Raw genomic sequence first — 15,309 nt, 5'->3', positions numbered from 1 at the left:
TGTTCCATTTGTTGAATGGGGTGGCCTTTTTTATGTTCTACGTATTTCAATAATTCGATTATTTTTGTGCAATGCAAAATTCGGAACAAAAAGCGATTATTACCATTGTTTTGGCCGACGACCATTCCTTGGTCAGGGATGGCATACGTGCTTTGTTGGAAGAAGAACCAGATTTGGATGTGATTGGGGAAGTGTCCAATGGTTTGGATGCCCTTAAAATGGTAGATGAAAAGTCACCGGACATTTTAATCATAGATATCCGAATGCCGGAATTGGGAGGTATTGAGACTGTAGAGCGTCTTAATGCCAAAGGCAAATCTAATACCAAGTGCATCATTCTTTCCATGCACGATTCCGAGGAGTATATTCTTAAATCCGTACAGGCAGGCGCCAACGGTTACCTCTTAAAGGATACGGGCAAGGCGGAGTTTGTAAAGGCAATCCACATGGTTCAAGAAGGGGGTAAATATTTTAGTGGAGATATTTCCAATGTATTGGTGAACAACTTGTTCAGCTCTGATAAAAAGACAAATCAATCATTGTCCAAAGCCAATAAAAACACTCCTTTTGAGTTGACCAACAAAGAGCTTCAAGTATTGGAATTGGTCTTGGCCGGGTATACCAACAAAGAGATTTCAGAGAAACTACAGAATAGTAAACGTACCATCGAGACACATCGTTTCAACCTGATGAAGAAGATGGAAGTGAAAAATTTGATAGATCTTTCCAAAAAGGCAAACAAATACAATTTAGTCTAGGTTTCATTTTTTCAACCTTTTGCCACAATTTTTATCATTCTCTCGATTTAGGGCATCACTTTTATTAAATTATCACTACGTATTTATACGTAAATTTTTAATTTTCAACATCGAAAAAATACGGTGTTGCCAGAATGCAGAAAAAAGACACACATAAAACTATTTGCTCGTATTGCGGAGTGGGGTGCGGCATCGAGGTTTCCAAAGATGCCAAGGGCATATTGTCCGTTAAAGGGGATGAGGATTACCCCGTGAACAAGGGAATGCTCTGTACCAAGGGAAAAACTTTGAATTACGTGGCCCAAGATACCAAGGATAGAATACTTTATCCAGAAATGCGATGGAGTAGAAATCATCCCATGCAACGGGTTACTTGGGATATTGCCTTTAAAAGGGCAGCTGCCGTTTTTGGAAGTATCATGGAAAAATATGGCCCGGACAGTGTTGGGCTGTATGTGTCGGGACAATGCCTTACCGAGGAATATTATTTGGCCAATAAGCTGACCAAGGGCTTTTTGGGAACCAATAATATCGACACGAACTCCAGGCTTTGCATGAGTTCTGCGGTGGTGGGCTACAAGAAAACCGTGGGCAATGACGCTGTTCCCATTGCTTATGCCGATATAGAACTGGCAGATTGTTTTTTGATCGCCGGCGCCAATCCTGCCTGGTGTCACCCCATTCTATTTCGAAGAATTGAAAAGCATAAGGAGCAAAACCCCAAGGTTAAATTGATTGTAGTGGACCCCCGTAAGACACAGACGTGTGCCTTGGCTGACCTACACTTACAAATTTTGCCGGGCACCGATGTGATTCTTTTCAATGCCATGGCCAGATGGTTGATAGAAAAAAAGAAGATTGACAAATCATTCATACAAAAACACACCTCTAATTTTGAAGCATGTAAGCAAATGGCTTTTGAACTTTCCATTCGGAAGGCTGCAGAAAAATGTGGGATAACTATCGAGGAAATTCGTAAGGCCGCTAAGATGATTTCAGATGCCAAAGGATTCATTAGCATGTGGACCATGGGATTGAACCAAAGCGTTATTGGGGTGGATAAAAATGTTTCGCTATTAAACCTTTCTTTATTGACGGGACAGATTGGCAAGCCAGGTTCCGGGCCCTTTTCGTTAACGGGCCAGCCCAATGCCATGGGGGGGCGTGAAGTAGGGGGTATGGCCAGTTTGTTGGCGGCCCATCGCGACTTGGGCAACCCTAGGCACAGGGAAGAAGTCCGGCAATTTTGGGGTGGCAAGGAAATCAATGGCGAGCCCGGTCTCACGGCAACGGAAATGTTCGATGCGCTGGAGTCTGGAAAAATGAAGGCCATATGGATTATCTGCACCAATCCCATTGTGAGTTTGCCCAATGCCAAAAAAGTAGAAAAAGCTCTCGAAAAGGCCAATTTTGTGATTGTTCAAGATATTTCCCATAATTCGGAGACCACGAAATATGCGGATTTGTTGTTGCCGGCAGCAGGTTGGTTGGAAAAAGAAGGCACCATGACCAATTCCGAGCGTCGGATAAGTTATCTGCCCAAGGTCATTGCTGCTCCCGGTGAGGCCTTGCCGGATGCAGAAATCTTGTGGAGGTTTGCCCAAGAAATGGGGTATGGCGGTTTTGACTACAACAATGTCTCGGAAGTTTATGATGAATATTGCTTGATGACCAAGGGAACCAATATTGACATTTCTGGACTATCCCACGAACGTCTTAAAAAAGAAGGAAGCTTTCAATGGCCTGTAACTTCGCCCGAACATACGGGAACACCGAGGCTTTTTCAAGATCAAAAATATTTCACTGCAAATGGGAAAGTACATTTCAATGCACCCAGAAACCTGTACAACAAATCAGAAGTCACAACAACGGACTTTCCATTGGTGCTCAATACCGGAAGGGTCAGGGATCAATGGCATACTCGCACAAAAACGGGAAAAGTAAAACGATTATTGACCCATATCCCATCTCCTTTCCTCGAAATGAACAAGGTAGATGCCTATGTGCGCAATCTTAAAGAGGGCGATATTGCAGTGGTAAAGAGCAGGCGGGGCAATGTTAGGGTCAAGGTAAAAATCAATTATGATATTCGCGAAAGGGTAGTTTTTCTTCCTATGCACTGGGGCAAAATCCTGAACAATGATTTTAGTCGGGCCAACAACCTTACCAATGATATTGTAGACCCCGTATCCAAAGAACCCGATTTTAAATACTGTGCCGTTCAGGTTGAAAAATACAAGAAGCCCCTGCAAAAAATAGTTGTTGTTGGAGCTGGGGCGGCAGCTTACCGTTTTATCCAAACCTACCGGGAAAAGAACAGGACGGATGAAATCCATGTGTTTTCCAAAGAGGAGCACCCTTTTTACAACCGTGTCTTGTTACCGGAATATGTGAACGAAGAACTGTCTTGGGAAGCCCTTCAAAAATTGAAGCAAGGAGAACTGGAAAAGCTCAAGGTCACGTTGTACCCTAACAATGGTGTCAAAGACATCGATGCCAAAGAAAAAAAGGTAACCGATGATTTGGGAAGCACACACAATTACGACCTTTTGATATTGGCAACGGGGAGTCGCGCTTTTGTGCCAAATGAGGTACGGATGGACCTGCCAGGAAGATTTACGATGCGGGAAAGGGGCGATGCGGACCGACTCAAAGACTATTTGTCCAAAACGGAACTCCCAGCAAGTGAACAGCACGTGGTCATTGTGGGAGGAGGTTTGCTCGGTCTAGAACTCGCAGCGGCACTTAAAAAAATAAATATCAATATCAGCATAATACAACGTGCCCCCAGGTTAATGGAACGCCAGTTGGACCCCGTTTCCAGTAAATTATTGGCCGAAGATGTTTCCGAAAGGGGAATTCAATTATTTTTTGACAATGAGGTAAGCACCATTTTTGAGGAAGAGGAATCTCAATATACTTTGATGGTCAATCTAAAGACAGGCCGGACCCTCCGGTGTAATGCCATTGTTTATGCTATCGGAACCAGACCCAACATATCTTTGGCAACAAGTGCCGGGTTGGAGACCCGAAGAGGCGTTTTGGTGGATCCTTATCTCAAAACGAGCGATCCGTCCATCTTTGCATTGGGAGAGATTGCCGAGTTCGAAAATGCACTCTACGGCATTACCTCGGCCGCGGAACAACAGGCCGATGTAGCAGCAAATTACATTCTAGGGGATTTAGGGAGCATTTATGGAGGTTCCGTATTGATGAACATTTTAAAGTTTGAAAACCTTGACCTATGCAGCATTGGAATGGTCAATGCTCCAAAGGACGATTCTTCCTATGAAGAGATATTGTTAATGGATGTGAGCAAGCGGTTCTACAAAAAGTGCATTGTGAAAGATGACACCTTGAAAGGAGCCATTTTGATGGGCGACAAGAATGAGTTCGCAGAGTTCAAGCGACTCATAGAAGAAGAAATAGAACTCTCAGAAAAAAGAGAGGAATTGCTACGGGGTACATCGACAATGGAGCCGCTTAAAGGAAGTTTGGTCTGTTCTTGCAGTCAAGTGGGGGATGGGAACATTAAGGATGCCATAGCGGGCGGATGTACTGATTTTTCGCAACTATGTTCTCAAACCGGGGCAGGATTGGGCTGTGGAAGTTGTAAGCCCGAGGTGCAAGCCATATTGAACGGAGAATTGAAAACAACACTGGTTTAAGATCATGAACGACGATTTGCACAGGATATTGATAAGTGGTGGCATTACCTCTCCGGGCGAGCTCAAGGACAGTGTAGCCATGCTCGAAGCGGCAGGGTTGTCGGAAGTTTACTTTGGATCAAGGCAGGACCTGCTTTTTCCCCTTGACAATAAGCATAAGGGACAGTTGGAAAAAACATCAAAATATAAAACTGATATTGTTGCTGACAGGTCGTATCAAAACATTGTTTGTTCTTATGTATCGGCAGATATTTTTGATGGAACCCATTGGCTCAAAGGTTCCACTTACCTGTACCTCTTGGAGCAGTTTGATTTTGTACCAAGATTGAAGATTAATATTACCGATCCAAAACAACGCTTGGTGCCCATTTTTAGCGGAAACCTCAATTTTGTGGCATCCGAAGACGAAGATTACTGGTATTTAAACATACTATTGCCCCATTGGAAAAAGAGTGCCTATTATCCAGTGCTGATTTATAGTTGGGATATTGTTTCGGTCTGTAGGGCTGTAGAAGAAGTGTACCATGCCATGGACAATGTAGATCAGCTGTTTACCCTATTGAATCAAAAATTGCAGGCAAATAACAACAAGACCATAAAGAAAGAACTACAAATACCATTTGTTACTTTTCCATACTACGAAGGGATGAACCGTATGGGCATAGATCAATATTGGTTGGGGCTTTATTGGCGTAATAATCGTTATGATCTACAGTTTTTAAAGGAATTCTGTGGATTTTGCTTGGACAATAGTATAGGGAAAATATGTATCACACCTTGGAAATCATTTATTGTAAAGGGGATTTCCAAGGAAAGTCGGCCTGAGTTGGAAAGGTTCCTTGGTCAAAAGGGAATCAATGTACGGCATTCCCAATTGGAAATGAACTGGCATTTGCCCGTGGATGATCAAGAAGCTTTGGAACTAAAACAATATTTAGTCAATAATTTTGATCAGAACGATATCAGCACTTACGGACTCACCTTTGGTATTAGTAAAGATGTAGGTAAACAATCCCATTTTTCATCCATAGTCATTGAGAAGAATCCAACCACTCAAATAGGATTGGATTTTGAAGTAAAACCTACCTATAATGTGTGTTATTTTAAAGATTTTGACCCCAACACGAGGCAGTATTTGATTTATGCTCAAGATGTGGATAAAAAGGAATTGCCCAATCTTTTGATTGAGCTGAGCAAAGCGTACTTCCAGCAACTCGGGCAAGAGAAGAATACAATAATAAAAAAGAAAGATACAAAGGAGCGTGAACCCAAACAGGTCTATCAATGCCAAAAATGCTTGACGGTATATGATTATGAAGTGGGTGATTCAAAATTTGGTATCGAGCCCAATACAAAATTTACGGATGTACCTGAGGAGTACACCTGCTCTGTGTGTGGTTCAGAAAAGATGGTTTTTGAACCTGTGGAAATGTAAGCGGTCAATCGGTGTTTTGCTTTGGTTTTCTGAAGGAAATAAATTTCTGGGAAGGAATGGATTTTTGTAATAAAAGCCAGAGTTGGATAATTTGAAAAAATACATTGCTCAAAAAAGTATCAATTCAACTTTTGTCCTTCATAAGTCTGGATAAGGTTTCCGGTCTTATGGCTAGATAGGAAGCAAGGTGTTTTCTCGGAATCCTGTCCATAATTTGGGGTTTCATGTTCGCCATAAAAAATTCAAGCCTTTTGCGTGCATTTGGAATTCTGGCCAGGTATACTCTTTGCTCTGCCAATATGTAATATTCTTCGAGCAAAATACGATTGATGTGCCTCATTTCTGGGAAATGGTTTAGGCAATATTTGTAATCCTCATATTTCAGGTAATCGCAATACGTATTTTCAAGGCTCTGTATGTACTCCTCGCTTCTTTGATTTCTAAAGAAGCCAGTTATAGATGTAAACACTTCATTTTCAGAATCAATCCAAGTGGTAATTTCCGACGAATCACTTACAAAATAACCACGAACCATTCCTTTTTTGATCAGATATAGACAATCACAGATTTCACCGGCCTTATTGATGAACTCATTTTTTTCAAAGGAACGACTGTTGATTTTCTGAGTAAGGTAATTCTTTAACTCTGGGCTCAAAGGGTAAATGGAATTGAGAAAGGAAAGGATGTAAAGGTTTTTCTTGGGATTTTCTTTGGTGAGCATTCAAAAAATGGTTTGGTTTTCAGTGATTTTAGGTGGCGCAAAACTAATGTATTGTACTTTAATTATTTTTTTGTTGGGGTTAAAATCACAGATAAACGATAAAACGTTTTTGATGTAAAATTTTGATTAAAAAAAGGTCCCCAATTATTTGGGGACCTTAAAGTATATTGCTCGACTATCTATTTATATGCTTGGGTTCTTTCATCATCAATTACTCCACTCCAATCCAGCCCGAAAGCAAAATCGTAGGAGTTGCCGTTAGTGTCGGTATACAGGTCCATATCCCGTGGAACATCTTCAAACTGTTGCTCAACGGTCAACATATTTTTGGGCATTTGAAATGGTAGCAAAGCAGAAGGTTCTACTTTGCCCGAAACTATGTCCATTAGGGCTTGGTCCTGAACGCCCATGTGTACCAATATAGCGTCAGCAGACGATTCAATTTCCGCAAAGACCAGGGGTTTGGCGACTCTCACTATGACTACAACAGGTTTGTCTCCCATCTTTCTTTTTGTATCGGTCACCAAACTCATATCGGAAATGTTTATGGATGTGGTCGTTTTACCATTGTAGGAGCGGTTGTCCACACCTTCTTCCAGCGGACTTCCAGCCGCTATGCTCTGCTCTCTTGCATTGGTTGCGGTGTAAGTGCCATATTGTAAGCTTATGGGAACGTAACCATTGCCACCATTTTCGGTGTCAGCGACATCGTAACCTACCCCCCCATTTGGGTTTTCAATACCAACAAGGGCAAAATCAGCTTCATCAGGGTTGTCCACTACCTCAAAATACTTGGCAACAACTTCCATATTGAAAGGATGTTCAGTGCGCTCTTTGGTAGCTACCCCGAACCAATTTACTGTGGGGGCTACATAACGCTGGGGCACATAGACTTTTTTCTTGTTCTCCACAGGAAGTGTTTTTTCATTGTTTTTAAGCATCACTATAGATTTGAGCTGTGCATTGTAACCTGCCGCCATAAACTCTGAATTGCCAACGATGTTTTCCGTTTGTGTCACATCCAAGTAAGGGTTTTCAAAAAGTCCGGTTCTAAATATGTTTTTCAGCAGGCGGACAGCAGAAGTTTCAAAACGCTTTCGCATGTATTCTTCTCCATGTTCCTCAACCCCCATCTGATAGGCTTCTATAACTGGGCCCATATCGTTGTTACCCCCAAATTGGTCACAACCGGCTTCGATAATTTTATAATGTCTTTCAGCAACACTCAAATTTTCTACACCCCATGGCTTGCCCCTAAACTCATATACATTGGGCGCATCGCCTGTGATACCCCAATCGGTACAGACGACACCATCATAACCATACTTTCCACGCAGAAGGTCTGTAATCAAATATTTGTTGTAGGCATTCCCAACGTTTTCCCCGTTTTTGCTATCCTGATTATAAGAAATGGTATAATAGGGCATTACGGCAGTTGCCATTTTGGTTGGCCCTTTTAAGGCAAATGCACCTTCCGTAAAGGGCTTTAAATGATCTTCCAGATTTTTTCCGGGATAAACGGCATAGGACCCATAACCAAAATGTCCGTCACGACCACCTTCTTCAGGTCCGCCACCTGGCCAGTGTTTTACCATGGCATTGACACTTTGCATGCCCCAATCGCCATTTTCCGATGCTTGAAAGCCTTCCACATAGGCACGGGCCATATCGGCCGCTAGCTTTGGGTCTTCTCCCATAGTGCCATCAAAACGAGACCAACGAGGCTCGGTCGCAAGGTCAATTTGAGGGGAAAGTGCGGTTGCTATGCCCAATGCTCGATATTCTTGAGAAGCGATTTCCCCGAACTGTTGCATTAAAGATGGATCAAAACTAGCTGCCAGTCCCAATGTACTGGGCCACATGGAAATTTTTCCGCCCGCACCCGCATTGAATTCTGCATAGGAATCACTGCCATGTCTTGGGTCTGAGCTTGTGTTTATGGGAATACCCAACCCGATACCTTCAACCATCGCTTGTGCATTATTGTTCCATTGTGCAGATACTCCCGGTGATTCAACGCTGGTAATCAATACATGACGTAAATTATCTTCGAGCAAAAATTTCTTCTGTGCATCAGAAAGGTCACTAGGTTTAGCACCACTTTCTTTATAGGGCTTTCCATTGTATGTTACAGCTCCAAAAAAGCTATTCCCTCCCCCGGGGATGGATTGGTGTGCGCTGTATAACATTAATCCAGCTATTTGCTCCACACTCATTTTGGAAGCAAGGTCTTTGGCTCTTTCATCTGCCGAGAGCCTCCAGTCTTCATAAGGATCAAGCGTGCCATTTTTGTTCAGGTCTTTAAATGCCATCTGGTCAACGGTCAAGATTGAGACACCAGAATCTTGACTATATCCGAGGGTTGCCCCATTTTCATTTTTTACAAGGTTGAAACCTTCTTTGGTTTCTTCTGTAAACTTGGGACTACAGCCCACAAAAATTGTTGCTAGGAACAAGCTGCCCAGTTTGAGGTTTTGTTTTAAAGTATGCATATTGTTATTTAGTTTTTATGTGCTCAATCAGAATATTGAAAGTTAAGAAAGTAGATTTATAACAAAAAGAAACAAGTTCAATTCTTGGAACAGCCAATAGCCTGATTTTCTATGTATTCAAGGTTTATTTGAAAGTTAATTAATTTCAATGATTACACGCTGGTATCTTGTCAAAGCAGGAAAACCAGTATCCGTACCTTCTATGATCACATGATATTTTTCACCGGTTTTAGCCGTTTTCGGAACTTGTATTTGAGCTTTGTCCTGGTTCAATTCAATTTGTACGGCGCCGTCTCCCGCCTCCGAGTAGGGCCAAGCTTTAAAATAAACTGGATGGCCATCTACATCCTCGCTGGAAATGTTCAGCGTAAGTGTTTCTCCAGCTGTTGAGGTTATCGTATTCCCCTCCGCTACGTTAATTTTTGGTGGGTGATTTGCTTCTGAAAAGGGTTTAATGCACCAGTCGGCACGTGCAGCAAAATCCAATTGCATGGGTCTGATCCATCGGGTTTGGGGATAGCTTTTGTCCATTTTTCCTGTTTCTGGATTTAGGTCGGAAGCAGCATCCCCGTCTTCGTATCTGTATGGATTTTCTTTTGATTGCACAAAACGACCGCTCCAACCACCTCTGGACGGGTCTTCGTAATTGTCCAAACCTACATCTACCAAATGCAGGAATGCTGGGGAGTCTCCTTCAGAGATAAAATCATATTTTGAAAAACTGCCCCTCTCTGTATCTACAATTTTTGAGATATCACCTTCAAAATGGTTGGGGTCGCCCTCTTGTTTCTGTCCATCCCCGTAGGAATAGTATTTTTTGAAAAGCGGGCCATGGCCATTTATGATATTTGGCCCCATAAAACTACCTTCTAGAAAAGGCTGCTGGCTTTTTGGAACCACTCTTTTCCAAGGGTAGGCAAAGCACCAAAATTGATTCGCATTATAGAATACACGGATTTTGGGCCAATTGGGGCCGATATACTTTTTGTAGGTGGCATCTTGGTCCATTATGGTATAAATAATGGCCTTTTTGGATACCTTTTCTTTGATTTCTTCCCAATTCTTATGGTTTGAATAATCTTCCTCAATAGATTTTAGGGCACGGGCAATGGTATTGGTTCCTCCCCAGGCTTGAAGAAATATTTCGCGTGGGTCATCGTCCATCAATTTTTGGGCAATCCATTCAGAACCTTCGGTCCGCTCTTCCATTTCTCCTTCAAAATCGATGTTGCCCACCTTCACTAATGACAAGAGCTCTTCTGCTGAAGGATAATTTTTATCATGCAGCAATAGATTGGGGTGAACTTTGGCATATTCGCTCAATAATTCTTCCATCCAAGTGGTACCGGGCCACCTTAATTCGCTTCGCTCCCCATACATGTTTCGGGTCATTTCCATTTCCGACACCATGGTGGTGCCTTTGCCATCTCCCTTCCAGTGCCACATGGAACTGGAGTAGATCAGTCCTTCGGTATCGAATTCGTTGGTGTACATCAAAAAGCGGATAAAGGTATCCACATCGTCGATTTCACCATCTGTGGTCACAATGGTCCGTTTATTGTTTTGTTGGGCCTGGCATATGGTGCATAAACAAATACAGAAGAGTAGGAGGCTGATATTTTTCATAATATGTTCAAGTGACATCGTTTGACACAACTTTTTAAGTTTTTTAAATGGATTCGTAAGGATGCTTCCATGGCCCTCTATACGTATTCTTCAATAAATTCGATGCTTCGGCATCATTGATTATCATCTTTTCTTGAGGATTGTAGGCCAAGGGTCGTTCCAATTTCATGGACAGGTTGGCCAAGATGCAACTAGCCGTTGAAATATGTCCTTGCAGCACATCGGCAACCGGAAGCCTATCATTTTCTATGGAGTCCAATAGGTCCAACATGTGTCCTCGGGTAGCAGGTGCGGTATGCAACTCTATATCCTTTTCTTTTAAATCTTCGGGATACTTTTCACGTTCGTAGACTACTTCCTTTTTTATGGTTTTTCCATCTCCGTTAGGAATAAATTCATACTGATGAACACTTCCTTTAAACGTACCTTTTTCACCATAAATGAAAAATGCCCATGGATAATCTGGGTCCGTCGGATTTCCCCAGCTACGATGCTGCCATACACAGTTTAGTTCATCAAATTCAAAAATGGCTGTTTGGGTGTCAGAAATATTGGCGATGGAATCCTTTTGAACATAGATTCCCCCGGTGGAGCTTACCTTTTTGGGCCAACCAAGGTCAAGCATCCAACGTACTGCATCCAACATGTGAACACACATATCGCCAACGATGCCATTGCCATATTCCATAAAGGCGCGCCAACTTCGGTGGGGCAACCCAATGTAGGGGCGGAGTGGGGCAGGTCCCGACCAAAAATCATAATCAAAATAATCTGGAACCTCTTGTACGGGAGGGTTGGCGTTCCACCGCATGTGATAGTAACAACACATTTCTACATGGGATATTTTTCCCAATAGTCCGGCATCGATGATATTTTTCTTGCCCTCTATCAAATGTGGTGTACTTCTACGTTGCGTACCTACTTGTACTTTTTTCCCAAGTTTCCGAGCAGTGCTCAAAATGGCTTCGCCTTCCAAAACATCTAAACTGATGGGTTTTTGCAGATAAAGGTGCGCACCAGCTTCCATAGCTTCTATGGCCTGTAATGCATGCCAATGGTCTGGAGAACCTATCAGAACGATATCCAAGTCCTTTTCAGCGAGCATTTTACGGTAATCATGATATAGGCGTGGTCTTTTTTTCGATGCCTGACGTTGGGCGACCAATTGGGCAGCTTCCTCGAGATGTTTTTTATCCACATCACAAAGTGATACCACTTCTACATTGGTAACTTGGATGAGTTTGAAGAGGTCACTTTTACCGTACCAGCCACAACCAATAAGCCCAACTCTCCATTTTTTTGGGGAATGGATCAAATCCAGACCATAGGCACCAAATGTTGAGAGTGCCAGAGCTGCCGTGGAACTTGCTAAAAACTTTCTTCGGTTGATATAAAAGGGTTTGGAGTCCATATTAAAGACTCCATTTGTTGCCTACCTCACTTAAGGGAATACAACCATTATATCCTCCTGGTATGGGATCATAACTCAAAACATTTTCACCGATTTCTTGCGAAGTGAAATAGCCCCAGAGCGCCGTTGATTTTAAGGAACGATAAAAACCTACAGGTTCAGGTTTGCCCACGGTGGTTCCCCACACGCCGCTTCCAAATTGTCCTGAATTCTCTTCCGCTTTTTGTAAAACCTTGATTTGGTCCGATTCGGATAGGTTTACAAAGCTGTCGCCAAAATCAGAAATGCAATCTTGATTGAATTTTTCTATTTCATTTCTAACATGCTCCTGAGCGTCAGCATCGTAAAGGTTGGCGTAGACCTTATCAATAAAAATATCGGTTTTTACATCGAGTGCTCCCGGAGTATCTGTCCGGGGCAATATCATATCCACGATTTTGGAGACGAATGCTGCTTCATCTATAGTCAAAAATATGGGTTGCCAATCCATTCGGGCCTCATTTTTACATGATTGTAACAATGATAGCAAGGACGGGCCTGAAACGGCCAATGCGGCCATACTTCCTGTAAATTTTAAAGCTTTTCTACGGTCCATGAGGTTAAATGTTGAGTTTTTTAAGTTCTTCTACGGCATGATTAGCGGCTCGTGCCGTGAGTGCCATATAGGTCAAAGATGGGTTTACGCAGGAGTTGGAGGTCATACAGGCCCCATCGGTAACAAATACGTTTTTCACCGCATGAATCTGGTTGGTACCGTTCAAAATGGAAGTTTTTGGGTCACGTCCCATTCGTGCCGTTCCCATTTCGTGGACACCGTATCCGGGTTCGTGCTCGTTGTCAAAACCAATTACATCTTTAACTCCCGCCTTTTCCAACATTTCCACGGCATCTTCCTGAATTTGTTTGTTTTGGGCCAATTCGTTTTCCTTATATTCGGCATCAATGGATAGGGTAGGCTGCCCCCATTTATCTGTAACTTCCTTATTAAGGAAAACCTTATTGTCATGATAGGGCAAACATTCTGCAAATCCTGTAATGAAAAATTCCCAAGGTCCGGGTTTCATGATACTGTCCTTGTAGTCGCCACCGAATTCCTTGCGGTTGGCAGCTTCACTATTGCCCATTCGGTATCCTCCACCTTGAAAACCAAAACCTCGAAGGAACTTGTCGGTTTTTGATTTTTCATCAATGTTCCAGTAGCGCGGAATATAAATGCCATTGGGTCTACGTCCACTATAATATTTATCTTCATAGCCTTCAACTTTTCCCAAGGCACCAACACGATAAGTATGGTCCATAAGGTTGTGGCCCAGTTCTCCGCTATCATTACCCATACCATTCGGGAAACGGTCTGAGGTTGAATTCAGTAGAATTTGAGTTGTACTCAACGTTGAGGCGTTACAGAAAATAATCTTTGCCTTGAACTCAATGTCCTCATTGGTCTCGGCATCAATAATGCGCACCCCGGATGCTTTTCCTGTACTTTCATCGTACATTATGGATTGAACAATGGAATACGGTCTAAAAGTAAGGTTTCCTGTTGCGTTCGCTGCTGGAAGCGTTACGGCATTACTGCTAAAATATGCACCGTACGGGCAACCTCGACTGCATCGGTTTCGATATTGACATTGCCCCCTTCCGTTCAGGGGCTGGGTCAAGTGGGCAACCCTACCAATAATCATATGTCTACCAGGGAAATCCCTTTCAATACGTTTTTTGATATCTTTTTCTACACAATTCAATTCCATGGGAGGGAGAAAGTGGCTATCCGGCAGTTGTGGCAAGCCAAGAGCCTCTCCGCTGATTCCTGCAAATTTTTCCACGTAGGTGTACCATGGCTCGAGGTCTTTATAGCGAATGGGCCAATCCACCCCATGTCCATCTTTTGCATTTGCCTCAAAGTCCATTTCGCTCCAACGGTAGGTTTGTTTTCCCCAAAGTAGGGAGCGACCTCCCATTTGGTGTCCCCGTATCCAAAGAAATGGCTTAACCTCCGTATATGGGTTTTCTTTGTCGTTGGCAAAAAAATGTTCGGTGTCCTGACCTATAAACCCAGACCTTATAGCTTTATAATGTTTTTCCTTTTGTTCCGGTGTAAGGCCGCCGCGAAGTTCCAAATCCCATGGGTCCAAATTAGCGGTGGTATAGTCACTTGGATGTTCTACCACGGGGCCACGTTCAAGAACTAAGGTTTTTAATCCCTTCTCACAAAGTTCTTTGGCTGCCCAACCTCCACTTATACCTGAGCCTATTACAATGGCATCATATGTTTGTTTTGGGTCGGCATCAATATTAAAATTTGGCATTTTGGTATTTAGTTTAGCTTTTAAAGGTTATAATTTTTGCTCAATTCTAATGGACGTTGTTCAATGGGTTATAGCTTTTCAATTTTTTCTTTATCAAAGCTATAAAGGTAAGGTGCTTTGTTGGCCGCTCCGGTATAGAGTTTTTCATGCCTTATAAGGATGTCCATACTTAGAATTTTACGTTGAAAAGTAGTCCGTCGAAGTTTTTTGTCCAAAATGGCCTCGTATACTTTTCGTAATTCTTTCATGGTGAATTTTTCGGGCAAAAGATTGGTCCCAATAGGTTTTTTACCGAGGTCGGTCCTGATGGCCTCCAATGCTTTTTTTACGATTTCCTCGTGGTCCATCATCAAAGGAGGAAGGTTGTTGATGCTATACCAATTTATGGAATCGGAGAACTTGTTAGGTGTTGGGCGAACCTCATTGTAATTGATCAAAGAGTAATACCCTACGGTAATGAACCTATCCAATACCCAGTGATCATCCGGCATCTCATAGCCCAGGCCCTTGGCAATCCTTTTAGATGGTTCAGGATTGGACCTGTTCAGCTTTCCAAACGTATGGAACTGCTCCAAGTGAATTGTTTTGAGACCTGTACGCCTCATAATGCCCTTTTTGGCAGCATCCAATAAGTTTTCATCTCTTCTAATGTAGCCACCAGGTAATGCAAATAAACCTGTATTCTGGTATTCGAGCACCAAAATTTTTAGTTCTTCCCCTGTGAAACCAAAGATTACGGTATCAAAAGAAACGTTGGTTAGGTATTTGTTTTCTGAAGGCAACATATTGTAAACATCGCAAAATTTACACTAAAAAAATATAAAAATAAAAAAACAGGGGCATTATTGTATCAAATTGATACAATATAAAGGGGAGATACTGAAATAATTAC

The 15,309-nt window shown here is 42.5% G+C and carries 10 protein-coding genes; 3 read left to right on the top strand and 7 right to left on the bottom strand.

Annotated elements, in window-relative coordinates; all coding sequences use genetic code 11:
- Window positions 1–71: 71 nt before the first annotated feature.
- The 3 genes from DCK90_RS00920 to DCK90_RS00910 all read left to right on the top strand — a co-directional run bounded on the left by DCK90_RS00920 (window position 72) and on the right by DCK90_RS00910 (window position 5,861).
- Window positions 72–758 carry a response regulator transcription factor gene (locus DCK90_RS00920; RefSeq protein WP_108244296.1) on the top strand — a complete coding sequence of 229 codons (687 nt, stop codon included), beginning with the start codon at window positions 72–74 and terminating at the stop codon, window positions 756–758.
- 134 nt (window positions 759–892) lie between these two features.
- Complete coding sequence (locus DCK90_RS00915) at window positions 893–4,426, top strand: nitrate reductase (RefSeq protein WP_108244295.1); 3,534 nt, start codon at window positions 893–895, stop codon at window positions 4,424–4,426.
- A 4-nt stretch (window positions 4,427–4,430) separates the two neighbouring features.
- A complete protein-coding gene (locus DCK90_RS00910; RefSeq protein ID WP_108244294.1) occupies window positions 4,431–5,861 on the top strand; it encodes a rubredoxin in 1,431 nt (476 codons plus the stop codon).
- A gap of 124 nt (window positions 5,862–5,985) precedes the next feature.
- Here DCK90_RS00910 and DCK90_RS00905 read toward each other — a convergent pair whose 3' ends face one another.
- The 7 genes from DCK90_RS00905 to DCK90_RS00875 form a co-directional block, all read right to left on the bottom strand.
- Window positions 5,986–6,582: a Crp/Fnr family transcriptional regulator gene (locus DCK90_RS00905; RefSeq protein ID WP_108244293.1), complete on the bottom strand. Its 597-nt coding sequence runs from the start codon at window positions 6,580–6,582 to the stop codon at window positions 5,986–5,988.
- 179 nt (window positions 6,583–6,761) lie between these two features.
- Window positions 6,762–9,074 carry a glycoside hydrolase family 3 protein gene (locus DCK90_RS00900; RefSeq protein WP_108244292.1) on the bottom strand — a complete coding sequence of 771 codons (2,313 nt, stop codon included), beginning with the start codon at window positions 9,072–9,074 and terminating at the stop codon, window positions 6,762–6,764.
- Window positions 9,075–9,209: 135 nt separating this feature from the next.
- Window positions 9,210–10,700, bottom strand: coding sequence for a DUF1593 domain-containing protein (locus DCK90_RS00895; protein ID WP_234414546.1), 1,491 nt, complete (start codon window positions 10,698–10,700; stop codon window positions 9,210–9,212).
- A 43-nt stretch (window positions 10,701–10,743) separates the two neighbouring features.
- Window positions 10,744–12,111, bottom strand: coding sequence for a Gfo/Idh/MocA family protein (locus DCK90_RS00890; protein ID WP_108244290.1), 1,368 nt, complete (start codon window positions 12,109–12,111; stop codon window positions 10,744–10,746).
- A 1-nt stretch (window position 12,112) separates the two neighbouring features.
- Complete coding sequence (locus DCK90_RS00885) at window positions 12,113–12,706, bottom strand: gluconate 2-dehydrogenase subunit 3 family protein (RefSeq protein WP_108244289.1); 594 nt, start codon at window positions 12,704–12,706, stop codon at window positions 12,113–12,115.
- 4 nt (window positions 12,707–12,710) lie between these two features.
- A complete protein-coding gene (locus tag DCK90_RS00880) occupies window positions 12,711–14,417 on the bottom strand; it encodes a GMC oxidoreductase (protein ID WP_108244288.1) in 1,707 nt (568 codons plus the stop codon).
- A 68-nt stretch (window positions 14,418–14,485) separates the two neighbouring features.
- Window positions 14,486–15,202, bottom strand: coding sequence for an NUDIX hydrolase (locus DCK90_RS00875; protein WP_108244287.1), 717 nt, complete (start codon window positions 15,200–15,202; stop codon window positions 14,486–14,488).
- Between the last annotated feature and the right edge of the window lie 107 nt (window positions 15,203–15,309).

The sequence above is a fragment of the Muricauda brasiliensis genome (assembly GCF_003057865.1).
GTDB classification, from domain to species: domain Bacteria; phylum Bacteroidota; class Bacteroidia; order Flavobacteriales; family Flavobacteriaceae; genus Flagellimonas; species Flagellimonas chongwuensis.
Note: the sequence above shows the minus strand (reverse complement) of the source record. Positions and strands in the feature narration are given on the sequence as shown.

What these genes read in the sequence shown, in the direction of transcription:
- DCK90_RS00920 (WP_108244296.1), top strand. Translation starts at nt 72, where the DNA reads ATGCAAAATTCGGAACAAAAAGCGATTATTACCATTGTTTTGGCCGAC.
- DCK90_RS00915 (WP_108244295.1), top strand. Translation starts at nt 893, where the DNA reads ATGCAGAAAAAAGACACACATAAAACTATTTGCTCGTATTGCGGAGTG.
- DCK90_RS00910 (WP_108244294.1), top strand. Translation starts at nt 4,431, where the DNA reads ATGAACGACGATTTGCACAGGATATTGATAAGTGGTGGCATTACCTCT.
- DCK90_RS00905 (WP_108244293.1), bottom strand. Translation starts at nt 6,582, where the DNA reads ATGCTCACCAAAGAAAATCCCAAGAAAAACCTTTACATCCTTTCCTTT.
- DCK90_RS00900 (WP_108244292.1), bottom strand. Translation starts at nt 9,074, where the DNA reads ATGCATACTTTAAAACAAAACCTCAAACTGGGCAGCTTGTTCCTAGCA.
- DCK90_RS00895 (WP_234414546.1), bottom strand. Translation starts at nt 10,700, where the DNA reads ATGAAAAATATCAGCCTCCTACTCTTCTGTATTTGTTTATGCACCATA.
- DCK90_RS00890 (WP_108244290.1), bottom strand. Translation starts at nt 12,111, where the DNA reads ATGGACTCCAAACCCTTTTATATCAACCGAAGAAAGTTTTTAGCAAGT.
- DCK90_RS00885 (WP_108244289.1), bottom strand. Translation starts at nt 12,706, where the DNA reads ATGGACCGTAGAAAAGCTTTAAAATTTACAGGAAGTATGGCCGCATTG.
- DCK90_RS00880 (WP_108244288.1), bottom strand. Translation starts at nt 14,417, where the DNA reads ATGCCAAATTTTAATATTGATGCCGACCCAAAACAAACATATGATGCC.
- DCK90_RS00875 (WP_108244287.1), bottom strand. Translation starts at nt 15,202, where the DNA reads ATGTTGCCTTCAGAAAACAAATACCTAACCAACGTTTCTTTTGATACC.